Below are 21,081 nucleotides of genomic sequence, written 5' to 3'. Positions count from 1 at the left end.
ATTGGGAAGCGGAGACATGGCTGGCGCGGACGCCGTTCGATCAACTGTTCGGGGGCGCGATGACGGCGCGGGCCTCGGCGCCGGTGCGCAGGGCCGGGTCGCGCACCTCGACCTCGACGGCGATGGCGCCCGCGGGCTCGTGCGCCCACAGGTAGCGGCGCTCGATCTCGACCGCGCGGCCGGACGGGGCCATGCCCTCATAGACATCACCCCAGGGCGTGATGGCCTTCATCTCGACCCACAACAGGCCGCAGGCGGCGTCCAGTTCCTCGATGGCCATTTCCGACAGTTCGTCGGCATGCGGGGCAGGACGGTTCGGGGTCACAGCCATCGGCGGACCTTTCCTTGATAGGCTTGATACTCGGCGCCAAATTTCGCCGTCAGATAGCGCTCCTCGCGGGCGACGACGAAGCGGTCGATCACGATCAGGCAGGGGGCCAGCATGGCCAGGGCGACCGGGCTGTCCATGGCCAGGGCGAAGCCGGCGTAGGTGATCGCGAACCCGACATAGATGGGGTTGCGGCTGTACTGGTAGAGGCCCCCGGTCGCGAGCGCCGTGGTCGGCTTCCACGGCTCGGGCGGGGTGCCCAGACGGCGGAAGGTCCCCGCCGCGATCCCGTCCAGCAGCAGGCCGCCGATCACCAGAATGAAGGCCAGGCCGCGTCGCCAGTCGACGTCGAGGCCGAGCGACGGCTCGCTGACCAGCCGCCCGATCCCGAACCCGGCCAGCAGGAAGCCGAGATAGATCAGCGGCGGCGGGGCGATGACGCCGGGATGGTCGGGCGTGCTCATATCGTCTGCCCCGAGGGCGCGGTGAAGTCGGAGGTCGGGGCGTCGCCGGTGTTGATGACGTCCGAGGGCTCGAAGATCATCACCTCGGCCTCCTCGTCGGCGGCGGTGCGATGCTCGACGCCGCGCGGCACGACGATGAACTGGCCGGGCTCCAGCGTCTCCACGCGATCGCGGAACTCGACCCGGAAGCGGCCCTTCCAGACCAGGAACATCTCCTCGGCCTCGGCGTGGCTGTGCCAGGGAAAGACCCCCTGAACCTTGACCAGCCGCACGTCCTGCCCGTTCAGTTGCGCGGCGACGCGCGGCCGCCAGTGGTCGGAAAAGCCGCCGAACTTCTGCGCCAGATCGACGACCTGCCCGGTCATCGCGAGGCGTCCTCATCGGCGTAGATGGCGACGCGCGCGGCGCGGCCCGAACCGGCCTCGCCGCGATACATGCCTGAGGTGTTCATCGAGAAGGCGACCGTCCCGTCCTTGCCCATGACGATGACGCCGCCGTCGCCGCCGATCGAGGCGACGTCCGCGATCTCGGCGTCGGCGGCGGCCTGAACGCCCATGCCCGCGGCGGTGCGGTGGCAGATGTCACGGGCGACGGTGGCCCGGATGAAATACTCGCCCGATCCGGTGGCCGAGACGGCGCAGCCGTCGGCGTTGGAGGCGTAGGTGCCCGCGCCGATCACCGGCACGTCGCCGACCCGGCCCCACTGCTTGGCGGTCATGCCGCCGGTCGAGGTCGCGGCGGCCAGACGGCCCTGACTGTCCAGGGCCACGGCGCCGACGGTGCCGAACTTGCGCTCGTCCAGCGGGGCTTCATTCAGCGAGGCCAGCGGGACGGGCCGGGACAGGGTGGCCGGTTCCGGCGGCGCGCCTTGCGGGCGCGGCGGCAGGGGCAGGCCCTTGTCGCGCAAGGCCTTCAGCAGGGCCTGCCAGCGGCTCTCGGTGAAGAAGAAGCCCGGCTCGACCTGTTCCAGACCAGCCGAGGCGGCGAAGGTCTCGGCGCCCTCGCCGATCAGCATGACGTGGGGAGACCGCTCCATCACCGCCCGAGCCGCCGCAATGGGGTGACGAGTGCGGGTCAGGCCGGCCACGGCCCCGGCGCTGCGGTCGACGCCGTTCATCACGGCGGCGTCCAGTTCGTTCTTGCCGGCGGCGGTGAAGACCGCCCCGCGCCCGGCGTTGAACAGGGGATTGTCCTCCATCGTTTCAACCGCCGCCTGAACCGCGTCCAGCGCCGAGCCGCCCTGGGCCAGCACCGCCGACCCGGCGTCCAGCGCCGCCTGCAGACCGGCGCGATAGGCCGCGTCGCGTTCCGGGCTCAGGTTGGCGCGCTCGATGACGCCCGCCCCGCCGTGAATGGCCAGCGACCAGGTCGGCGCCTCCTGGGCAAAGGCAGGCGACGCCAGCAGGATCAGGACGGCTGCGGCGGTCAGGGCGGATTTCATCGACGGTTTCCCCGGTTGACGGCGCCCCTCAGCGCCGGTGGTGCAGTCGTTTCCAGATGCGGTAGCCGAGGATGGGGGCGAAGCCGCAGACCAGCGCCGCCAACAGCACCATCCAGAAGCCTCCCCCCAGCCAGTATTCCCCGGCCAGCGCCCCGGCCCCGGCCGCCAGAAGCGGACCGAGCCAGGGCAGCCAGTGCGGCGGCCGCATCTTCATTCAGGCGTCGACCTTGATGACGCCGCGACGGATCTGGTCCAGCTCGATGGAGTCGAACAGGGCCTGGAAGTTGCCGTTGCCGAAGCCTTCGTTGCCCTTGCGCTGGATGATCTCGAAGAAGATCGGGCCGAAGGTGTCCTGGGTGAAGATCTGCAGCAGCAGGCCTTCCTCGTCCGAGCCGTCGATCAGGATGCGGTTCTTGCGCATCCGCTCCACGTCCTCGCCGTGACCCGGCAGGCGTTTGTCGATCAGTTCGAAATAGGTCTCGATCGTGTCCTGGAAGTCCACGCCGCGAGCCTTCATGGCCTCGACCGTCTCGTAGATGTTCTCGGTGGTCAGGGCGATGTGCTGGATGCCTTCGCCGTTATAGCGACGCAGGAACTCCTCGATCTGCGAATTGTCGTCCTGGCTCTCGTTCAGCGGGATGCGGATGGCGCGGTCGGGCGCGATCATGGCCTGCGAGAACAGGCCGGTGGCCTTGCCCTTGATGTCGAAATACTTCTGCTCTTCGAAGTTGAACACCGAACCATAGAAGCCCGACCAGGTGCGCATCTCGCCGCGACGCACGTTGTGGGTCAGGTGGTCGAGGATCTCCAGACCCATCGAGTTCTTGCGCTCGGCCTCTTCCCAGCCCTCGATCTCATCCCAGGCGTCATACAGCGAGCCGTGCTCGCCATACTGGTCGATGACATACAGCAAGCTGCCGCCGATGCCTTGCAGGATGTAGGGATAGTCGTTCCCCAGGGCCCCGCCGTGGACGCCCTCGGCGGCGCGGGCGCCGCGCGCCAGCGCGCCCTCATAGGCCGCCTTGGCGTCGGCGACGCGGAAGGCCATGCCGTTGGCCGAGGGACCGTGGTCCTTGGCGAAGTCCGCCGCCTGGCCCTTGGGGCTGCGGTTGACCAGCATGGTGATGTCGCCCTGTTTCAGGCGCACCGCGTCCGTGGTCGGGTTCACATGGGTCTGGGTGAAGCCCATCAGCTCCAGCCGGGCGATCATGGCTTCCGGCTCGGGACCGGTGAATTCGACGAATTCGAAACCGTCCACGCCCAGCGGATTTTCCTGGTCGAGTTTGGCGGCGTCCATCATGGCGCGTCTCCTCATACTGTCTTTTAGGGCGACCTCTGCCGCCGATTGGGGCGGAACCTAATGGGCGGCCCCGGTCGGGCGCAAGGCGGGGCTGCATCGAAACAGGACACGTTGCGGTGTCGCAGCCGCCGATCAACGGGTGCGCGCGGGCCTTCATCCTGCTAGGAGCCGCAGGCTCAACCGGGACGCCTGTATGCTTCGCAAGCTTTATGACTGGGTCTTCTCCCTGGCCCGCCACCGTCACGCGACCCGGTCGCTGGCCGTGGTCTCCTTCGCGGAGAGCTCCTTCTTCCCCATTCCCCCCGACGTCATGCTGGCGCCCATGGTGCTGGCCAAGCCCGAGCGCGCCTATTTCTACGCCACGGTCTGCACCATCGCCTCGGTGCTGGGCGGCCTGCTGGGCTACGCCATCGGCTATTTTCTTGAGCCGGTCGGGATGTGGATGCTGGCCGTTCTCGGCAAGGCGGATGCGTTCGAGGCCTCCAAGGCCCTGTTCCAGCAGCACGGCGCCTGGGTCATTCTGATCAAGGGGCTGACGCCGATCCCGTTCAAGTTGATCACCATCGCCTCGGGCATCTTCCAGTTCAATCTGGCCCTGTTCGTCGCCCTGTGCGTGATCACGCGCGGCGCCCGCTTCTTCCTGGTGGCCTTTGTGCTCAAGCGCTGGGGCGAGCCCATGCTGGCCGTGATCGAGAAAAGACTGGCGCTTTTCACCGTGCTTTTCGTGGTTCTGCTGGTCGGGGCCTTCTTTGCCGTCAAGCTGATCGGACACTGATCGACGCGGGCCTCGGCTGAGGCTAAGAAAGGCGCCATGACGCGCCTGTATCAACGCCTGACCCGCTGGTGGACCGCCTTTGCTCTGGCGGCCTCTCTGGCCATGCTGGGCGCGGCCCACGCCTTCGAGCGGTTCGCGGGCCTGGCGCCCTGCAACCTCTGCCTCAAGCAGCGCGAGGTCTATTGGGCCGCCGTGGCCATCGCCGGGGCCGCCACCTTCTGGGCCGTGTTCAGCCGCGCCAGCCGCGGCACGCCGCGCATCGCCTCCTTCCTGCTGGCCGCCGTCTTCTTCACCGGGGCGATCACGGCCGGCTTCCATGCCGGCGGCGAGCTGAAGTGGTGGGACCTGCCGGCCACCTGTTCGGCCATCCCCTCGACCACCATCGACCTCAGCGCCCTCAGCGCCCTGGCCGACGGCACCGCCGAGATGAAGCCCATCGTCGGTTGCGGCGACGTGCCGTGGAGCCTGTTCGGGATTTCCATGGCGGGCTGGAACTTCTTCGTGTCCCTGGCGCTGGCGATCTTCAGCCTGCTGGCGGCGAAACGTCCCAAGGACGCGCGCGCGCCGAAGGCGTAAGGAAGCGATCATGACCGAGGCATCCGACACCGTCGCCGCCGCTCGCCGCATCCCCCTGGCCCGCCCCGGCGTGGGTCAGACCCGCGCCCGCATGGCCGAAATGCTGCGCGTCGATCACGCGGGCGAGTTCGCCGCCGTCCACATCTACCGCGCCCAGCGCGCCGTGCTGGAAGGCCGCAAGGGCAAGGCCGCCATCGCCGCCGACCTGACCGAGATGGAGGGGCACGAGGCCGTCCACCTGGCCCGCTTCGAGGCCCTGCTGACGGAAAACCGCGTCCGCCCCACGGCCATGATCCCGCTGTGGAAGCTGGCCGCCACGGCGCTCGGCGCCGGCACGGCTCTGATCAGCGAGAAGGCCGCCCACGCCTGCACCGAGGCGGTGGAGAGCGTCATCGAAAAACACTATGCCGACCAGATCGAGGAGGTCCGCGAGCGCGATCCCGAACTGGCCGCCGAACTGACGAAGTTCCGCGAAGAGGAACTGGCCCACCACGACCACGCCATCGAACACGGCAGCCGCGAAGCCCCGGCCTACCGCCTGCTTTCCAGCGTCATCAAGGTCGGCTGCAAGGCCGCCATCAAGATCAGCGAACGGATCTAGCGCCCTTCTCCCCTTGAGGGAGAAGGTGGGCGCCGAAGGCGCTCGGATGAGGGGTGTCAGCGCGACATTTTTCTAGTGTGCGCAATGCGCTCTGCCTTCGCTTTTTTCCGACTGCGCCGACACCCCTCATCCGTCAGCCTTCGGCTGCCACCTTCTCCCGCAAGGGGAGAAGGATCAGGCGGCTACATCAAACGCCAGCATCATGGTCCGCTGCACGGCGTTGAAGTTGTCGTCGGACAGGATGTAGAGGCGCGTCCGGTCGCCGCGCCGCTCGGCTGCGATTCCCTCGAAATTGTCCGTCGTGCCCGGCAGCTTCAGCTCGATCAGCACCGGCCCCAGGGTCCCGTCCGCCGCCATCCGCCGCACCCGCGCCCGCACGTCGATGGGCGCGCGATAGGAGCGCTGCACCACGAACCAGCCGCCCGCCGGATCGCGATCCATGCCGGTGATGCGATAGTCGCTGTCGAGCAGCGGCGTCTCGGGCGGGGCGGTCACAACCGCGCAACGCAGGGCTGAACAGTCCCAGACCCCGCCGGACTCGCCCGCAACCCGCCAGCCGTCGCCGGAGGCCGCCAGCCCCTCCATTCCGTCATTTTCAGCAAAGGGGAAGTCGGGCCGTCGCACGGCCTGCGGGTTTCGCATCGCGGTCAGCGGGCCATAGTTCCAGATACGGTGGTCGCGCTCGAAGCTGACCAGCAGGTCGCCGCCGGTGGTGATCGCCAGCCCTTCGGCGTCGCCCTCCATCTTCTGGCTGATCGGCGTGCCGTCGGTCAGGGTCAGGCGGCGCACATGCAGGCCTTCCAGTCCGATCAGCCGCCCGCGCCCGTCCAGCGCCAGCTTGCCGCGCGCCAGATCGCCGACGTCGGAGACGCTGATGAAGCCGCCGTCGCCGGTCAGCTTCAGGTCGGACAGGCTGTGCAAGGGCGAGTCCATGCCCGCCAGCACGGTCACGCCCCCGGCGAAGCGCACGCCTTGCCCCAGCGCCGCCGCGCCGGGCAGGCCCAGCCCGACCGTCCGTGTGGAGGCGCTGACCGGCGTCCAGCCATCGGCCTCGGGCGTGGGCGACCACGGCTGCGAGGTCACGACCGCGCCGGCGCAGGCCGCCAGCGTCAGCGCCGCCAGCGCCGCGACATAGATCCGCCGGTTCACGCCGCGCGTTTCCCCGCAGATCGGGCCACGGTCTTGGGCTTGGCCTCGAACAGCTCGGCCAGCTTCTCGGTCATGACGCCCGCCAGTTGCTCGACGTCGACGATGGTCACGGCGCGGCGATACCAGCGGGTCACGTCGTGGCCGATGCCGATGGCGATCAGCTCGACCGGCGACTTCGTCTCGATCTGCTCGATCACCTGACGCAGGTGCTTGTCCAGATAGAGGGCGGCGTTGGCCGACTGGGTCGAGTCGTCCACCGGCGATCCGTCCGAGATGACCATCAGAATCTGGCGCGACTCGGTGCGTCCCAGCAGCCGCTCGTGCGCCCAGGTCAGGGCCTCGCCGTCGATGTTTTCCTTCAGCAGACCCTCGCGCATCATCAGGCCCAGGTTCTTCTTGGCCCGGCGCCACGGCGCATCCGCCGACTTGTAGATGATGTGGCGCAGGTCGTTCAGGCGGCCGGGGTTGGCCGGCTTGCCGGCGCTGATCCAGGCCTCGCGCGACTGGCCGCCCTTCCAGGCGCGGGTGGTGAAGCCCAGGATCTCGACCTTGACCCCGCACCGTTCCAGCGTCCGCGCCAGGATGTCGGCGCAGACCGCCGCCACCATGATCGGACGCCCGCGCATCGAGCCCGAGTTGTCGATCAGCAGGGTCACGACCGTGTCCCGGAACGGGCTCTCGCTCTCCATCTTGAACGACAGGGGGCTGGTCGGATCGGTGATGACGCGGGTCAGACGGGCCGTGTCCAGCACGCCTTCTTCCAGATCAAAGGCCCAACTGCGGTTCTGTTGCGCCATCAGGCGGCGCTGCAGCTTGTTGGCCAGGCGCGACACCACGCTCGACAGGGTGGCCAGCTGGGCGTCCAGCAGGGACCGCAGCCGGTCCAGCTCCATCGGATCGCACAGTTCCTCGGCCCCGATGGTTTCGTCATAGACGGATGTGAAGACGCGATAGGCGTCGACGGCGCGCCCGTCGTCGAGGCTGTCCTGACGGTTGGGCAGGGCGCCTTCGTTCAGTTCGGGGCCGTCGTCCGAGGCCTCGCCGTCGGGCTCGGCGGGGGCGCCGTCGGGGCGGGTCTGGCGCTCGTCCTCGGCGGACTGGTCGTCGGCCGTGCCTTCCAGCGACTGGCCGCCTTCGCCGCCGTCCTCTTCTTCCTGTTCCTGCTCGTCGGGCTGATCCTGCTGAGACTGGTCGGGCTCGTCCTCGCCCTCCTCGTCGTTGGCGTCCTCGGCCTGACCGTCGCCGGGGTCGAGGTCCAGCGCCCGCAACACGTCCTTCAGTCGGGCGGCGAAGGCCGTCTGGTCATCGGCCACGGCGGCCAGGGCGTCCAGTTCGGCGCCCGCCTTCAGCTCCATGTTGGAGCGCACCAGGTCGAGCATAGATTTGGCGCCGTCCGGCGCGGCCTCGCCCGTCAGCCGTTCGCGCACCAGCAGGGCGGCGGCCTCGGCCACCGGCACCCGTTCGGCCTCGGCCCTCAGGGCGCCCGACTTCTCCAGCCGGGTCAGAAGCGCGGCGTTCAGATTGTTGCGCACCCCCTTCAGCTCGCGCGCGCCGACGGCCTCGACCCGGGCCTGTTCGACGGCGTCAAAGACCTCGGCCGCCGTCTGGTCGATCGGGCGCAGCCTGGCGTTCAGCCCCTCGTCATGATTGGCCAGCCGCAGGGCCAGGCGGTCGGCCTGACCACGCAGGGTCGCGCTTTCGGGCGCGCCGGGATCACGCGGCGGATGGGGCAGGGTCAGGACGCCGTTCGACAGCCGCGGTCCGTCCGAACCGAAGTGGACCTCCAGCTCGGCCTGCTCGGCCAGGGCGCGCGCGGCATTGGCCAGTGCGCGTTTGAAGGTCTCGGTCGGGGTCTCTGCGGCGGCCATGGCCCACACATAGACCACCCCGCGCGCGGGGGAAGGGGGCGGGCGCTACTTCGCCTTGCCGCCGGCCTCCTTCTTCGGCCTGACGCGAGCATACATGGCGTTTCCAGCTCCTTTCTTCACATCGAAGCGGCCCGTGTCGCGGATCAGGTCTGACAGCTTGGCGTAGCCATAGGTGCGCTGGCTGAAGTCGGGATAGGTGTTCCTCAACCGGTTGCCGATGGGGCCGATATGGACCCAGCCGTCGCCGTCCTCGTCCATGTCGGCGATGGCGGCCGCGATGGCTGCGGTGATCAGGGGGACGGCCGCGGATGGTTTGCGACGGGCGGGCGGGGGCGGCGCGGCGTCACCGGTCGTCGCCGAAGCCGGGATCGGCAGGTCCTCGGTGTAGATGAAGCGAGTGCAGGCCTGGCGGAAGCTCTCCGGCGTCTTCTGTTCGCCAAAGCCGTAGACCGGCACGCCCTGCTCGCGGATGCGCGCCGCCAGCCGGGTGAAATCGCTGTCCGACGACACCAGGCAGAAGCCGTCGAACCGCCCGGAGTGCAACAGGTCCATGGCGTCGATCACCAGGGCGATGTCGCCGGAGTTCTTGCCCTTGGTGTTGGCGAAATTCTGCTGCCACTGGATGGCCCAGAGCGGAAGAACGTCGACCCACCCCTTCAGCGAGGGATTGGCCGCGTCTCCATAGATGCGTCTGGCGCTGGCCTCGCCCAAGGTGACGATCTCGGTGAACAGGGCCTCCGCGATCCGGGCCGAGGCGTTCTCGCCGTCTATCAGTACGGCCAGGCGCGGCGCGCGGGCGGCGGTGGGCAGGTCGGTCGGCATGGACGAGGCCTTCTGGATTTACACGCCGTCAGCCTCGACCCGCGGGCGGGCGCGGTCAACCGGCGTCGGGCGTGCTACAGCAGGCCATGACCAATGCACCCCTGCGCCGCCTGATCGACCTGCCCGGCGTCGATGATCTGGAACTGAAGGCGCTGATGAAGCCGCGGTACGCCGACCCCGACGCCCGCGACGAGTTCCCCGAGATCGACGCCCTGACCGGCTCCCTGTTCGGCCTGAGCGGCGATGCGGCCGAGGCTGTCGCGCTGCCGGACGACTGGGACGATATCCATCGCCTGTCCGGCGCCGATCTGGCCGAGGCCTTCGAGGCCCTGGGCTGGGACGTGACCGACAAGCGCAGGAAGCCGCTGCGTCTCATGCCCCACTACGCCCTGCCTCTGGCTCTGGCCATTCGCGGCGTCGCCGGCGAGCTGCCCTTCGTGCCCGAGCCCGATCACCCCACGACCGACTGGGGCGCGGGTCTGGCCGCCGACGCGGCGCGCTTCCGCAAGCGCTAGCCCAACGAAAAAGGCCGGCGGGTCGCCCCGCCGGCCTTTCCGTTCGTGTCGACTGACGGGCCTTACTGGGCCGTCGTCGGGGCCGGAGCCGAGCGGACCTCGACCGGCAGACCCAGGGCGTCCAGCTGCGGCTTGACCACCGAGGCGTCGCCGACCACCACCCAGACGAACTTGGCCGGGTCGATGGCTGCGCGGGCGGCGGCGTCCATCTGCTGGGCCGTCAGGGCGTTGATGCGGCCGGCCAGGGCTTCCTGATAGCCGTCGGGACGGCCGTACAGGGCGTTGGAGCGCAGGGCGCCCAGGACCTGGAACGAGGTCTCATAGCTGCCCGAGAGGCCGCGCGTGTCGCCCAGCACGGTGCGGTCGCGTTCGGCCTGGGTCACGCCGTCGGCGCTCAGGAAGCGCTCGTACTGACCGATCAGGGCGGCGATGGATTCGCCCGTGCGGTTGGCCTGAACCGGTGCGTTGACGATGTAGGGCGAGCGGTTCTGCAGGGTGCTGACATTGCCGCGCACGCCGTAGGACCAGCCCTTGGTCTCGCGCAGGTCGGCGTTGATCCGCGACAGGAAGTCCGCGCCCAGCACGGTGTTGGCCGTGGTCAGGGTCAGGATGTCGTCGGTGCCCGACACCGGCAGGACCTGACCGCCGTAGATCAGCGACTGCGGCGATTGCGGACGGTCGATCAGGACGATCCGCGCCGAGGTCTGGGGCAGGGCGGCGTTGAAGGCCTTGGTCCCCTTGGCCGAGGTCGGCGCGCGCCAGTCGCCGAAGGCGGCTTCCAGCTGCGGCTTCAGTTCGGCCAGCGGCAGGTCCGACACGACGAACAGCTTGGCGTTGTCCGGACGGATCCAGGCGGCGTGCTCGGCGACCAGATCGGCGCGCGTCAGGCCGCGAACGACGGCTTCGTCGCCCGAGCCGCTGAACGAACGGCCATAGGGGTGGCCCTCGCCATAGATCAGCGGCGGCAGGGCGCGGCCGGCGATGGCGGCCGGTTGGGTCTTCTCATTGGCCAGGCCGGCCAGACGCTGGGCGCGCAGACGCTCGACCTCGGCCGGAGCGAAGGCGGGGTTGCGCACCACGTCCGACAGCAGGGTCAGCGACGGTTGCAGGTTGGTGGTCACGGTCGACAGGCTGGCCGTGGTGCGGTCCATCGACGAGCCGACCGAGACGCTGGCGCCCAGACGTTCCTGGGCCTCGGCCAGGGCCTTGGAGTCGCGCGTCGTGGTGCCTTCCTGCATGACGTTCAGCATCAGGGTGTGGGCGCCCAGGCGGTCGGCCCGGTCGGCGGCGACGCCGGCGTCGAACTCCAGGGCCACGCGGGTCACCGGCACGGTGGTCGAGCGGGCGTAAACCACCTCGATCCCGTTCGACAGGGCGGCGCGCTCGACGGCGGGGAAGTCGACGTTGGAGACCTGGCCGATGGCCGGCGTGGCTTCGCGGGCCACGCGCTGGATCGGCGCGGCCGGGGTCGGGGTCGCGCCCGACGGGGCGGCGGCGGCGTCGACATAGGCCTCACGCTCGCCCGGCTTGACGATCTGGCTATAGACCGGGCGGCTCAGCCACTTCTTCATCGCGGCCTGAACCTGGGCCGGGGTCACCGCCGCATAGGCCGCCAGCTCCTTCTTGTAGAAGTCGGGATCGCCCGAATAGAGCTGGCCCTCGGCCAGGACCGAGGCCTTGCCGTTGGCCATTTCCAGACCCTGGATGCGACGCGAGGCGTACTGCGTCACCACGCGGTCGATCTCGTCCTGGGTCGGGCCGTTGGCGATCAGGTCGGCCAGGACCTCGTCCATGCGCTTGGCCACGGCGTCGGCGTCGGCGCCCGGCTTCACCATGGCCGAGTAGCTGAACATGCTGACGCGCTGGAAGGTCTGGTTGCCGGCCGAAACGCTGGAGGCGATCTGCTCGTCGCGCACCAGGACATTGTCCAGACGCGAGCTGGCCAGGCCGCCCAGCACCGAGGCGCCGACGCTCAGCGGCACCGAGTCCGGGTCGTTCAGGCCCGGCGTCGTCCAGGTGCGGCTGATGCGGGTCTGGGCCACGCGGTCATGCAGCACCTGCTCGACCGGGGCCGCCAGGGTCGGGACGTCGGCCGGAACCGGGGTGTGCACCGGGCCGCGCGCGATGGCGCCGAAGTAGCGCTGGCTCAGTTCGCGGGCCTTGGCCTCGTCGATGTCGCCCGACAGGACCAGGATGGCGTTGTTGGGGCCGTAGTTCTGACGGAACCAGTCGCGCACCGTCTCCATGCTGGCGGCGTCCAGATCGGCCATCGAGCCGATGGTCGAGTGGCGATAGGGGTGACCCTCGGGGAAGAGGGCCTCCAGGGTGGCGTAATAGGTCAGGCCGTAGGGCTGGTTGTCGCCCTGGCGCTTCTCGTTCTGGACGACGCCGCGTTGCAGATCCAGCACCTCCTGGCTGACCTGCCCCAGCAGATAGCCCATGCGGTCGGATTCCAGATACAGGGTGTAGTCCAGCGCCGGGGTCGGCACCGTCTGGAAGTAGTTGGTCCGGTCGAACCAGGTCGTGCCGTTCAGGCCCGTGGCGCCGGCCGCGTTCATCGTCTGGATGTGGCTGGACGGCGAGTTCTCCGACCCGCCGAACATCAGGTGCTCGAACAGGTGGGCGAAGCCGGTCGAGCCCTTGGGCTCGTCCTTGGAGCCGACATTGTACCAGACCGACACCGCCACCACCGGCGCCTTGCGGTCCTCATGGACCAGAACGGTCAGGCCGTTCTCCAGCTGGAAGCGCTTCCACGGAATGTCGACGCGGGCGACCAGTTCGGACACCGGCGCACCGCGCAGCGGCGTGGCCGAGGGCGCACTCACGGCCGTCGCGGCGGCGGGCGCGTGGGCCAGAACGGGCGAAGCGACGGCCACAAGGGCGGCCAGCGCGACGGAAGAGGCGGCAAGACGCATGGATTTCAGTCCCCAACAGATAATGCTGGGGGCGGACCTTAACTGTGCATCACCGAACGGCAACGCGACACATGCGTCCATGAACGATTGTTCATGTTCAGGTCGCCGCCTTCAGCGCCTCCAGCGCCGCCTGCGCCTCGCGCATCTCGCGCCGGGCCTCGGCGGCCTCGCGCTGGGCCTCCGTCACCACGTCCCGGTAGACGTCCCTCTCTAGCTTCAGCTGATCCCAGTAGAGGGCCTTCAGCTCATACTGGGGGTCGTCGTGTTTCGACTCCGGCGTCAGGGCGAAGCGCGCGCTCATCATTTCCGCATTGAAGCGCGCCGCCAGCAGCACCTCCAGCGGCGTGTTCTCGAAGCTGTGGGTCTTCTCCTGCCGGTCCATCAGCCGCACATAGACCTCGGCCAGTCGCGCCAGCCCCTGGGCCTCGGGCAGCCGCCGCATCAGCATGGCCCGGCCCGAGGCGATCATCGCCGTCGAGGCCAGAACCGCCGCCTTGCCCTCATGCGCGTCCTCGGCCGTCAGCGGCCCGAACAGGGCCTGGGCCAGCGCCGCCTCGGCCGCGGCTTCCTGCTCCACCCTGGCCTTTTCGGCCTCGCCTTGCGCCGCCTCGCGCGCCTTGGCTGTCTCGATGGCGATCTGATCGCCCCAGTCGCGCTTGGTCGCGCCGTGCACGGTGATGCGCTTGCGCAGGGCATGGCCCGACACCCGCCACCGCTCGCTCAGCTCCGGCACGGTCGCCCCGTTGCGGTACTCGTCGAGAATGATCTCCCACGTCGCCCCCGACAGCCGATAATGGGCCGGCTTGTCTCCGGCGCCGGGCGTCGGTGCCTTCTTGGGTCGGCGGAAGGGAAACTCGCCGCGAGGCGGCTCCGGGGCGTCTGTCATGCGTCAGAGGATAGACCCGCGCCCGACCTCGGCTGGCAAAAGACTCGGAACGGCCCGCCAGAGCAGGCGCGGCCTTGATTCAAGGTGCTGATAATACCCCAGGCGACCCACCCGCCCCCGCCTGGTCAACCCCTCACGGCAAAGCTAACCTCTGGTAGGCGGAGGGGCCATGATCGACCCATCAAAAGTAGGAACCGACTGGCGGGCCGACGAACTCGACGCCATCGTCGCCGAGTATTTCGCCATGCTGACCGCTGAGCTGGCGGGGCGCGCCTTCGTCAAGGCGCACCACGCCCGCGACCTGATGGCGCGCACCGGGCGTTCGCACCGCTCGGTCGAGTTCAAGCACATGAACCTGTCGTCGGTGCTGGCCGATCTCGGCCTGCCGACGATCCGCGGCTACAAGCGAAAGGACAATATCCAGGGCGCGATCTTCCCCGCCGTCGAACGCTACCTCGATGCCCACCCCGACGCCTGGAGCCTGGGCCTCGCCGCCGAAGCCCGTCCAGGCTTTTCAGACCCAGCCGCCGCCCCCTTTTCCTCCCCATGGAATGGGGAGGGGGACCGCCCCCGGGCTTCGCCGCAGGCGAACCCGAGGACAGGCTATGCGGTGGAGGGGCCTCTCGCCTCAGGAAGCATCCTCCCCATCACCGCCCCGCCGCCGCTCGGCCCCGGTCGCAAGCCCCGCCCCGAGGGCCTCGCTCGCATCGTCCGCAAATACGACCCCGCGGCCCGCGACCACCGCAACCGCGTCCTCGGCCAGTGGGGCGAGCATCACGTCTTCCACCACGAACGCGCCTTCCTGACCGCCCATGACCGCCCCGACCTGGCCCGCAAGGTCGAATGGACGTCTCAGGAGCACGGCGACGGCGCCGGATACGACATCCGCAGCTTCGACCCGGCGGGCAAGGAGCGCCTGATCGAGGTCAAGGCCACCCAAGCAGCCGGTGATCCGGTAGGCTTCGCGTAGGCTGAGCGTGAGCCTTGGGCTCTCTCAACCATCTCAGCGCGGTGTTTCGTCTTGGGCGTTTCGAACGTTCCGATCAGACCCGATAGCTCTCCCCCTGTCAGACCTGCTTGACCTGCGAAGTAGAATATCGGCAGCCAGTCGCGGTTGGTCGCGGTGGCGGCAAACCGCAGATATTCAATCGGGGCGAATACGACCTCTTGGTCAAGGAAGTTTCGAAGGACGTCCTCGTCGGTGATAACGCGCCTTCCTGACGCAGACGCAGCAGTTGCGTCAGTTGAAGTGATTTCGCCAAGAATTTTGAGGGCCGGTCCTCCGTTTATTTCGTCGAAATGCCCTTCACGAATGAGGTTAACTCGATCAAGCAAATCCTTATCGACAACGAGCGGTCGGTCGCCGACCGACACGGATCCGTCTAGTGTGCTCAGCACCGCCGCGTTCTCGGGTCCGATTTCTGCAATGCGTCGGGTCGCCATCGCAAGCGCCCTGAGCCGCCGAGCATCGCGATCGTCGAGAAGCGTACGGAGATCGCCGAATTTGATATTCGCCGACTCGGCTGGGTAGCGAAACAGGATCGCACCGTCCTCTAGGCGGTCGCCTTGTCGATAGACAATGACGGGTTTGTCTGGGTGCGCTTCGACGTCGACAAATCCGATTTCATGCCCACCAACATTGAATACGCCTTTCGAAAAAGTTGGTGTTGGCTGCAAATGCGCCTTCACCGCGTTGGTTAGCTTTACTAAGTCCATCTTGGTGAAGCTATCATCGGCCAAGCCGACGACCCGGCTAGACTTGTCCTCGACGCCGAGCAGAATGGTGCCGCCGCAGTTGTTGGCCATCGCGGCGATGGCCCTGACGATTGGCGTCAGCTTCTTTACGTCGATCTCGCGCTTGCACTCGATCCGCTCGGTCTCGCCTCCAACAAGGCGCCATCCGGATGTGGCCTGCTCGAACATGGCAGCCAACTCATCGCGCCTCTGAAGCGGCTGCGGGGGTGACGCGGGTGTTAGTGGCGTCGTTTTTTGCGATGTGAGAAAAGCATCAAGGGCAGCGGCTGGAGCCTTGGCGACGTTTGCGCCATACGTACCCTGTCGGATTTGGGTGATACGCCCTGAGTTCACAGGTCGGTCGGGGCGATTGAAGAAGAACTGGATGTCCCGGTTCTTCATCTCCCTATCGAGCATCGTCTTGATGAGGCCGACTTCCTCATCACTTATACTTCGCGTCGCCATGCCGAACCAATTCACTTGAGTTCGGCTATCGTTGCTCACTCAGTGTGGAATGTCACGCATGCGGCATCACGTTTAAAGTCGGTGCCCTGAACCACGATTTTGATTCAGGGCTGGATGCCGCCCCCTAATCCTCGTCCATCTTCAGCGCCGCGATGAAGGCTTCCTGCGGGATCTCGACCTTGCCGAATTGGCGCATGCGCTTCTTGCCGGCCTTCTGCTTCTCCAGCAGCTTCTTCTTGCGGGTGGCGTCGCCGCCGTAGCACTTCGAGGTCACGTCCTTGCGCAGGGCGCGGACGGTTTCGCGGGCGATGATCTTGCCGCCGATGGCCGCCTGGATCGGGATGACGAACATGTGGGGCGGGATCAGCTCCTTCATCTTCTCGACCATGCCGCGGCCGCGCGTTTCGGCGCGGGCGCGGTGGACCAGCATCGACAGGGCGTCGACCGGCTCGGCGTTGACCAGGATGCTCATCTTGACCAGGTCGCCGACCTTGTAGTCGGTGATCTCGTAGTCGAAGCTGGCGTAGCCCTTCGAGATCGACTTCAGGCGGTCGTAGAAGTCGAACACCACCTCGTTCAGCGGCAGCTCATAGACCACCAGGGCGCGGCTGCCGACGTAGGACAGCTCGACCTGGGTGCCGCGGCGGTCCTGACACAGCTTGATGACGCCGCCCAGGTATTCGTCGGGGGTCAGGATGGTGGCCTTGATCCACGGCTCGCTGATGGTCTCGATCTGCATCACGTCGGGCAGATCGGCCGGGTTGTGCAGGTCGATCTCGCGTCCGTCGCGCAGGCCGATCTTGTAGACGACCGAGGGCGCCGTCGCGATCAGGTCCAGGTTGAACTCGCGGCTCAGGCGCTCCTGGATGATCTCCAGGTGCAGCAGGCCGAGGAAGCCGCAGCGGAAGCCGAAGCCCAGGGCGGCGCTGGATTCCATCTCGAAGGTGAAGCTGGCGTCGTTCAGGCGCAGCTTGCCGATGGCGGCGCGCAGGTCCTCGAAGTCGGCGGCGTCGACCGGGAAGAGGCCGCAGAAGACCACGGATTGGACGTCCTTGAAGCCCTTCAGCGGTTCGGCGGTCGGCTTCTTCTCGTCGGTGATGGTGTCGCCGACGGCGGCGTGGGCCACTTCCTTGATCTGGGCGGTGATGAAGCCGACCTCGCCCGGGCCAAGCTGCTCGACCGGGGTGTTCTTGGGCAGGAAGACGCCGACGCGATCGACCAGGTGGGTCGAGCCCGACTGCATCATCTTGACCCGCATGCCGGCCTTCAGCACGCCGTCGAAGACGCGCACCAGCAGGACCACGCCCAGGTAGGGGTCGTACCAGGCGTCGACCAGCATGGCCTTCAAGGGGGCGTCGATGTCGCCCTTGGGCGCCGGCAGGCGGGTGACGATGGCTTCCAGCACGTCCTCGATGCCGATGCCCGACTTGGCCGAGCACATGACGGCGTCGGAGGCGTCGATGCCGATGACGTCCTCGATCTGGGCCCGCACCCGGTCCGGCTCGGCGGCGGGCAGATCGATCTTGTTCAGGACCGGCACGATCTCGTGGTTGTTGTCGATCGCCTGATAGACGTTGGCCAGGGTCTGGGCCTCGACGCCCTGCGAGGCGTCCACCACCAGGATCGAGCCTTCGCAGGCGGCCAGCGAGCGCGAGACTTCATAGGCGAAGTCAACGTGCCCCGGCGTGTCCATCAGGTTCAGAACATACTCCAGCCCGTCCTGGGCCTTGTAGTTCAGGCGCACGGTCTGCGCCTTGATGGTGATGCCGCGCTCTTTCTCGATCTCCATGTTATCGAGGACCTGTTCCGACATTTCCCGCGCGGACAGGCCGCCGGTGTGCTGGATCAGCCGGTCCGACAGCGTGGATTTGCCGTGGTCGATGTGGGCGACCACCGAGAAATTGCGGATACGTTCGATAGGGGGCGTCGTCATGGTCGCGCGCTTAGCATCCGGCGCGCGCAAACGCCATGCGTCGGGTGTGCGAGGCGATTTTCTGGCCGAGCGCCGCGAGGGATAGAGTTTATTCCGGGTGGTCGCCTGATCAAATGATCCGACCTGCTGCGCCCGGCCGCCCGGCGCCATAACAAATGAGGTTCGGCGTCGCGGAGGCGCCTGAAGAATGTACGTTTTTGGGCCAATTCCCCTGCCGCGCGAATGGGGAACGAGGGTCTCTCAGAGCGATTGGGTTGTCCGGAGGTGGAGGAACCTCCGTATCCATTTTGATCTGGAGGCTAACGATATGCGTGCCAAATTGATGAGTTCGGCAGCTATTCTCTTGGGGGTGCTGACCTTTGCAACTGTGGCTTCGGCCCAGGCTCATCCGGACCCGAACGGGACGGATGACTCGTATAACAGCCAGTCGCAGAACGACATCGATGACTCGTTCAACACCAAGAACGACGCTTCGACCAACACCAAGGTCGACGATTCCTTCAATAGCGACTCTTCGACCAACACAAAGGTTGATGATTCGTATAACAGTGACGCTTCGACCAACACGAAGTATGACGACTCGTTCAACGATAACTCGAAGACCGACAATTCGGTGAACACCAAGACCGATTATGACGATTCGTTCAACACCAAGACTGACTACGAAGATTCGTTCAACGATAACTCGAAAACTGATGTTGACGATTCTTACAACACCAAGGTTGACGACTCGTACAATACGGACAACTCGACCAATACCAAGGTCGACGACTCGTACAATACGGACAACTCGACCAATACCAAGGTTGACGATTCCTACAATACGGATAATTCGGTCGATAACTCGGTAGATGACTCGTTCAACACCAAGGTGGACGACTCTTACAACACCAGGGTGGACGACTCTTTCAATACCGATAACTCGACCACGAACTGGAATATCCGGGTGTCCCTGACCAACCAGGACCTCGACGCCACCGTAAGCGGCCAGAGCTTCGCGGCGGGCGGCAGCGATCACCATATCGGTACGCTGGCCACCGGCAATATCGGCCAGGACGGCGGCGCCTTCGCCGGCTTCGCCGGCATCCAGACGGTGAGCAACAACACCGGCATGGGTTCGATCGGCCAGGCGGCAACGGCCGTCAGCGCCAACGCCAATGTGACCTTCGGCAACGGCGGCGCACTCTAAGCCTGCAGTCGGCGGCCGGGTTTCCCGGCCGCCGATCTCTTCTGGGAGGAAGCCATGCTTATCGTTCTAACAGCCGGGCTGCTGTTCGCCGGCTCGGATCCTGCTCCCCCGCCGCCGCAAGTCGTGCCGCCCGTCGCGTCGCAAACCGTCGCAACGTCGACACCGGCCGCCATCCAGCCTCTGGACCTGGAGGAACTGCACGATCTCAACGGTCGTCAGGGCGTCGTGGTCGTCATCGCCAGCGATCAGCTGCTAAAGGCGACCAACAGCGGCAACAGCGTCAACGCCAATAGCGTCGGTTCCGGCGGCATCACCTTCGCGGGCGGCGCCTTCGCGGGCTACAACGGCATCGGCAATTTCGTGATGAACACCGGCCACAACAATAATCTGCAAGGCGCCATCACGATCAACATCGTCACGACGGGGCCCACGCCGTGAAACGCACGGGGGGTCATGGCTTTCGTGGCGGCGCGGGCCTGACGCTCGCGGTCCTGTGTACGGCCTGGCTGGGCGCGGTGCCTGCGGGCGCAGAGGTGATCCTCAGCAACGGTCCCGCGCAGTCGCGGCTCAACGTCGTCAGCTACCGTGACATTCCGTTCCGCACGGTGGTGCGCCAGCGTTACGACTTCAGCTGCGGCTCGGCCGCCCTGGCCACGCTGCTGCGCTATCACTACAACCGCGATGTCGGCGAGGAGCAGGTGTTTCGCGCCATGTACGCCGCCGGTGATCAGAGCGTGATCCAGCGCGTCGGCTTCTCCTTGCTCGACATGAAGAAGTTTCTCGAAGCCAACGGCTATCAGGCGGACGGCTTCCGGCTGAGCCTGAAAGACCTCGAAGACATGAACCGGCCTGCGATCGTCATGATCGACACGGCCGGCTACAAGCATTTCGTGGTGTTCAAGGGGGACGATGCGGGACGCGTCCTGGTCGGCGACCCCGCCCTGGGGCTGAAGATCTACACGCGCGAGCAGTTCACGGCGATGTGGAACGGCGTCGCCTTCGTGCTTCGTGAGCCCGCGGACAAGTTCAACCAGGCGGCGGAATGGACGCCCTGGAACCGGGCGCGGCTCGGGCAGGCCCTGCCGAACAGCTCCCTGGCGGAGCTGACGCGGGAACTGCCGCCGCTCTACCAGGTCACCACGCGTTTCCCTCTAGATCCGTTCCTGAGGTGATGGTCATGCGACGCCCATATTCTCTCTCTCTTTTGATGGCCCTGACGGCCCTCGCGCCGGTCGTCCTGACGACGACCTCGGTGGCCAGAGCGCCGACCTGGGACCAGCCGGTGGCTCCGGAGGACGGGTTGCGGTCCTATGTCCCTGGACCGGAGCACGCGCCCCAGGCCGAAGCCAAGGGACCCCAGGCGCTGTCCGATGAGGAACTGTCGGGGCTGCGTGGCGGCTTCGTCACCACCAACGGCTTCACTTTCGGCTTCGGTGTCGTCATTCGCTCCTACATCAACAATGAGTTGGCGCTGAAGACGCAGCTGACCTGGACGCCTGCGGGGCCTGTGACCACGCAGGTGCAGGGCAATGTGCCCGGCGTGACGGACCTGGCCAGCGCCGTGACCGCGTTGGTAAGCAACGGCATTGATCTGACCGCGATCACCGGCGGCGTGCCTGGCCCGGGTGGTGCGGGCAGCGCGGGCGGCACAGCTAGCGCCGGCGGCGCAGGAACCCCAAGCGGCGCGAGCGGCTCAAGCGGTGCAGGCAGCGCAGGCAGCGCAGGCAGCGCAGGCGGTGCGGACAGTGTGGGCGGCGCAGGCAGCGCAGGCAGCACAGGCAGCGCAGCCAACACGGGCAACGCAGCCAACGCAGCCAATACAGCTAATACAGCTAATACAGCTAATACAGCCAACACCGTCGTCGCCGGAGGAATCATCGGCGGCGTTGCATTGGTGGACGGCAATGGCGCGACGGCCCTGATCCACAGTGTGACGGCGGGCCAGCTGCAGAGCCTGATCGTCAACAACGCCAACAATCGCAATCTGCGTCAGGACATGGAGCTGAATCTATTCCTGCCCGATCTGGCGACGATTCAGGCCAACAGCGTCGCGCAGCAGCGTGTTTCCCAGTTGACCTACGACCTCAACACATCCCTGGTGGGATCCTTGGGCCGCTGAC

General features: G+C 67.0%; 22 protein-coding genes. 9 read left to right on the top strand and 13 right to left on the bottom strand.

What is annotated here, in order from left to right:
• Positions 1-40: 40 nt before the first annotated feature.
• Genes ACFYLW_RS09750 through hppD form a run of 6 tightly spaced genes read right to left on the bottom strand, consistent with a single transcriptional unit; the run spans position 41 to position 3,533 of the window.
• On the bottom strand, positions 41-331 hold the full coding sequence (locus ACFYLW_RS09750) for a hypothetical protein (RefSeq protein WP_312064651.1): 291 nt from the start codon (positions 329-331) through the stop codon (positions 41-43).
• On the bottom strand, positions 322-792 hold the full coding sequence (locus ACFYLW_RS09745) for an isoprenylcysteine carboxylmethyltransferase family protein (protein ID WP_312064650.1): 471 nt from the start codon (positions 790-792) through the stop codon (positions 322-324). Before ACFYLW_RS09745 ends, ACFYLW_RS09750 begins: the two co-directional genes overlap by 10 nt.
• Positions 789-1,157 (bottom strand): cupin domain-containing protein, encoded by a 369-nt coding sequence (locus tag ACFYLW_RS09740; RefSeq protein ID WP_312064648.1) that lies wholly within the window; start codon positions 1,155-1,157, stop codon positions 789-791. Before ACFYLW_RS09740 ends, ACFYLW_RS09745 begins: the two co-directional genes overlap by 4 nt.
• Entirely contained in the window at positions 1,154-2,233 is a 1,080-nt protein-coding gene (locus tag ACFYLW_RS09735; protein ID WP_312064647.1) for an isoaspartyl peptidase/L-asparaginase, read from the bottom strand. The genes ACFYLW_RS09740 and ACFYLW_RS09735 overlap by 4 nt, the downstream gene beginning before the upstream one ends.
• 28 nt (positions 2,234-2,261) lie before the next feature.
• Positions 2,262-2,447 (bottom strand): hypothetical protein, encoded by a 186-nt coding sequence (locus ACFYLW_RS09730; protein WP_312064645.1) that lies wholly within the window; start codon positions 2,445-2,447, stop codon positions 2,262-2,264.
• Positions 2,448-3,533, bottom strand: coding sequence for a 4-hydroxyphenylpyruvate dioxygenase (gene hppD / locus ACFYLW_RS09725; RefSeq protein ID WP_312064644.1), 1,086 nt, complete (start codon positions 3,531-3,533; stop codon positions 2,448-2,450). It lies immediately after the preceding gene.
• Between the two features lie 193 nt (positions 3,534-3,726).
• Between hppD and ACFYLW_RS09720 the strand changes: the two genes are divergently transcribed.
• From ACFYLW_RS09720 to ACFYLW_RS09710, 3 genes are read left to right on the top strand one after another with little or no spacing between them, the layout of a single operon-like run.
• Positions 3,727-4,308, top strand: a complete 582-nt coding sequence (locus ACFYLW_RS09720; RefSeq protein WP_312064643.1) for a YqaA family protein — start codon at positions 3,727-3,729, stop codon at positions 4,306-4,308.
• A gap of 36 nt (positions 4,309-4,344) precedes the next feature.
• Positions 4,345-4,884: a disulfide bond formation protein B gene (locus ACFYLW_RS09715; RefSeq protein ID WP_312064642.1), complete on the top strand. Its 540-nt coding sequence runs from the start codon at positions 4,345-4,347 to the stop codon at positions 4,882-4,884.
• Between the two features lie 10 nt (positions 4,885-4,894).
• Positions 4,895-5,485, top strand: coding sequence for a demethoxyubiquinone hydroxylase family protein (locus ACFYLW_RS09710; RefSeq protein WP_312064641.1), 591 nt, complete (start codon positions 4,895-4,897; stop codon positions 5,483-5,485).
• Positions 5,486-5,659: 174 nt separating this feature from the next.
• Here ACFYLW_RS09710 and ACFYLW_RS09705 read toward each other — a convergent pair whose 3' ends face one another.
• Genes ACFYLW_RS09705 through ACFYLW_RS09695 form a run of 3 tightly spaced genes read right to left on the bottom strand, consistent with a single transcriptional unit; the run spans position 5,660 to position 9,324 of the window.
• On the bottom strand, positions 5,660-6,634 hold the full coding sequence (locus ACFYLW_RS09705; protein WP_312064639.1) for an esterase-like activity of phytase family protein: 975 nt from the start codon (positions 6,632-6,634) through the stop codon (positions 5,660-5,662).
• Positions 6,631-8,502 carry a cobaltochelatase subunit CobT gene (gene cobT, locus ACFYLW_RS09700; protein WP_312064637.1) on the bottom strand — a complete coding sequence of 624 codons (1,872 nt, stop codon included), beginning with the start codon at positions 8,500-8,502 and terminating at the stop codon, positions 6,631-6,633. Before cobT ends, ACFYLW_RS09705 begins: the two co-directional genes overlap by 4 nt.
• Before the next feature lie 45 nt (positions 8,503-8,547).
• Complete coding sequence (locus tag ACFYLW_RS09695; protein ID WP_312064635.1) at positions 8,548-9,324, bottom strand: NYN domain-containing protein; 777 nt, start codon at positions 9,322-9,324, stop codon at positions 8,548-8,550.
• A gap of 86 nt (positions 9,325-9,410) precedes the next feature.
• Here ACFYLW_RS09695 and ACFYLW_RS09690 point away from each other — a divergent pair, with 86 nt between their 5' ends.
• Positions 9,411-9,839, top strand: coding sequence for a hypothetical protein (locus tag ACFYLW_RS09690; RefSeq protein ID WP_312064634.1), 429 nt, complete (start codon positions 9,411-9,413; stop codon positions 9,837-9,839).
• Positions 9,840-9,901: 62 nt separating this feature from the next.
• Here ACFYLW_RS09690 and ACFYLW_RS09685 read toward each other — a convergent pair whose 3' ends face one another.
• Together ACFYLW_RS09685 and ACFYLW_RS09680 are read right to left on the bottom strand one after the other, a co-directional pair.
• Positions 9,902-12,754 (bottom strand): pitrilysin family protein, encoded by a 2,853-nt coding sequence (locus ACFYLW_RS09685; RefSeq protein ID WP_312064632.1) that lies wholly within the window; start codon positions 12,752-12,754, stop codon positions 9,902-9,904.
• 97 nt (positions 12,755-12,851) lie between these two features.
• Positions 12,852-13,640, bottom strand: a complete 789-nt coding sequence (locus tag ACFYLW_RS09680; RefSeq protein ID WP_312064631.1) for a hypothetical protein — start codon at positions 13,638-13,640, stop codon at positions 12,852-12,854.
• Positions 13,641-13,809: 169 nt separating this feature from the next.
• On the opposite strand from ACFYLW_RS09680, the gene ACFYLW_RS09675 reads away from it, so the two are divergent.
• The gene (locus ACFYLW_RS09675; RefSeq protein WP_312064630.1) at positions 13,810-14,610 is read left to right on the top strand and encodes a DUF3883 domain-containing protein; all 801 of its coding nucleotides are present in this window, start codon (positions 13,810-13,812) and stop codon (positions 14,608-14,610) included.
• On the opposite strand, the gene ACFYLW_RS09670 is transcribed toward ACFYLW_RS09675, so the two are convergent.
• Together ACFYLW_RS09670 and lepA are read right to left on the bottom strand one after the other, a co-directional pair.
• Positions 14,493-15,878 carry a helix-turn-helix domain-containing protein gene (locus ACFYLW_RS09670; protein ID WP_390182993.1) on the bottom strand — a complete coding sequence of 462 codons (1,386 nt, stop codon included), beginning with the start codon at positions 15,876-15,878 and terminating at the stop codon, positions 14,493-14,495. The two genes, ACFYLW_RS09675 and ACFYLW_RS09670, sit on opposite strands and share 118 nt — an antisense overlap.
• A gap of 85 nt (positions 15,879-15,963) precedes the next feature.
• Entirely contained in the window at positions 15,964-17,772 is a 1,809-nt protein-coding gene (lepA, locus tag ACFYLW_RS09665) for a translation elongation factor 4 (protein ID WP_312064628.1), read from the bottom strand.
• 307 nt (positions 17,773-18,079) lie between these two features.
• Here lepA and ACFYLW_RS09660 point away from each other — a divergent pair, with 307 nt between their 5' ends.
• From ACFYLW_RS09660 to ACFYLW_RS09645, 4 genes are read left to right on the top strand one after another with little or no spacing between them, the layout of a single operon-like run.
• A complete protein-coding gene (locus ACFYLW_RS09660; RefSeq protein ID WP_312064626.1) occupies positions 18,080-18,961 on the top strand; it encodes a hypothetical protein in 882 nt (293 codons plus the stop codon).
• Between the two features lie 54 nt (positions 18,962-19,015).
• Positions 19,016-19,399 carry a hypothetical protein gene (locus ACFYLW_RS09655; RefSeq protein ID WP_312064624.1) on the top strand — a complete coding sequence of 128 codons (384 nt, stop codon included), beginning with the start codon at positions 19,016-19,018 and terminating at the stop codon, positions 19,397-19,399.
• The gene (locus ACFYLW_RS09650) at positions 19,396-20,133 is read left to right on the top strand and encodes a C39 family peptidase (protein WP_312064622.1); all 738 of its coding nucleotides are present in this window, start codon (positions 19,396-19,398) and stop codon (positions 20,131-20,133) included. The genes ACFYLW_RS09655 and ACFYLW_RS09650 overlap by 4 nt, the downstream gene beginning before the upstream one ends.
• 35 nt (positions 20,134-20,168) lie before the next feature.
• A complete protein-coding gene (locus tag ACFYLW_RS09645) occupies positions 20,169-21,080 on the top strand; it encodes a hypothetical protein (protein WP_390182992.1) in 912 nt (303 codons plus the stop codon).
• The last annotated feature ends 1 nt before the right edge of the window (position 21,081 follow it).

Source organism: Brevundimonas sp. NPDC007368 (assembly GCF_042869015.1).
Classification (GTDB): Bacteria; Pseudomonadota; Alphaproteobacteria; order Caulobacterales; family Caulobacteraceae; genus Brevundimonas.
Note: the sequence above shows the minus strand (reverse complement) of the source record. Positions and strands in the feature narration are given on the sequence as shown.

Excerpts from the sequence above, each read along its gene's own strand:
- ACFYLW_RS09750 (WP_312064651.1), bottom strand. The coding sequence starts at position 331 with ATGGCTGTGACCCCGAACCGTCCTGCCCCGCATGCCGACGAACTGTCG.
- ACFYLW_RS09745 (WP_312064650.1), bottom strand. The coding sequence starts at position 792 with ATGAGCACGCCCGACCATCCCGGCGTCATCGCCCCGCCGCCGCTGATC.
- ACFYLW_RS09740 (WP_312064648.1), bottom strand. The coding sequence starts at position 1,157 with ATGACCGGGCAGGTCGTCGATCTGGCGCAGAAGTTCGGCGGCTTTTCC.
- ACFYLW_RS09735 (WP_312064647.1), bottom strand. The coding sequence starts at position 2,233 with ATGAAATCCGCCCTGACCGCCGCAGCCGTCCTGATCCTGCTGGCGTCG.
- ACFYLW_RS09730 (WP_312064645.1), bottom strand. The coding sequence starts at position 2,447 with ATGAAGATGCGGCCGCCGCACTGGCTGCCCTGGCTCGGTCCGCTTCTG.
- hppD (WP_312064644.1), bottom strand. The coding sequence starts at position 3,533 with ATGATGGACGCCGCCAAACTCGACCAGGAAAATCCGCTGGGCGTGGAC.
- ACFYLW_RS09720 (WP_312064643.1), top strand. The coding sequence starts at position 3,727 with ATGCTTCGCAAGCTTTATGACTGGGTCTTCTCCCTGGCCCGCCACCGT.
- ACFYLW_RS09715 (WP_312064642.1), top strand. The coding sequence starts at position 4,345 with ATGACGCGCCTGTATCAACGCCTGACCCGCTGGTGGACCGCCTTTGCT.
- ACFYLW_RS09710 (WP_312064641.1), top strand. The coding sequence starts at position 4,895 with ATGACCGAGGCATCCGACACCGTCGCCGCCGCTCGCCGCATCCCCCTG.
- cobT (WP_312064637.1), bottom strand. The coding sequence starts at position 8,502 with ATGGCCGCCGCAGAGACCCCGACCGAGACCTTCAAACGCGCACTGGCC.
- ACFYLW_RS09695 (WP_312064635.1), bottom strand. The coding sequence starts at position 9,324 with ATGCCGACCGACCTGCCCACCGCCGCCCGCGCGCCGCGCCTGGCCGTA.
- ACFYLW_RS09690 (WP_312064634.1), top strand. The coding sequence starts at position 9,411 with ATGACCAATGCACCCCTGCGCCGCCTGATCGACCTGCCCGGCGTCGAT.
- ACFYLW_RS09685 (WP_312064632.1), bottom strand. The coding sequence starts at position 12,754 with ATGCGTCTTGCCGCCTCTTCCGTCGCGCTGGCCGCCCTTGTGGCCGTC.
- ACFYLW_RS09680 (WP_312064631.1), bottom strand. The coding sequence starts at position 13,640 with ATGACAGACGCCCCGGAGCCGCCTCGCGGCGAGTTTCCCTTCCGCCGA.
- ACFYLW_RS09675 (WP_312064630.1), top strand. The coding sequence starts at position 13,810 with ATGATCGACCCATCAAAAGTAGGAACCGACTGGCGGGCCGACGAACTC.
- lepA (WP_312064628.1), bottom strand. The coding sequence starts at position 17,772 with ATGACGACGCCCCCTATCGAACGTATCCGCAATTTCTCGGTGGTCGCC.
- ACFYLW_RS09660 (WP_312064626.1), top strand. The coding sequence starts at position 18,080 with ATGCGTGCCAAATTGATGAGTTCGGCAGCTATTCTCTTGGGGGTGCTG.
- ACFYLW_RS09655 (WP_312064624.1), top strand. The coding sequence starts at position 19,016 with ATGCTTATCGTTCTAACAGCCGGGCTGCTGTTCGCCGGCTCGGATCCT.
- ACFYLW_RS09645 (WP_390182992.1), top strand. The coding sequence starts at position 20,169 with ATGGCCCTGACGGCCCTCGCGCCGGTCGTCCTGACGACGACCTCGGTG.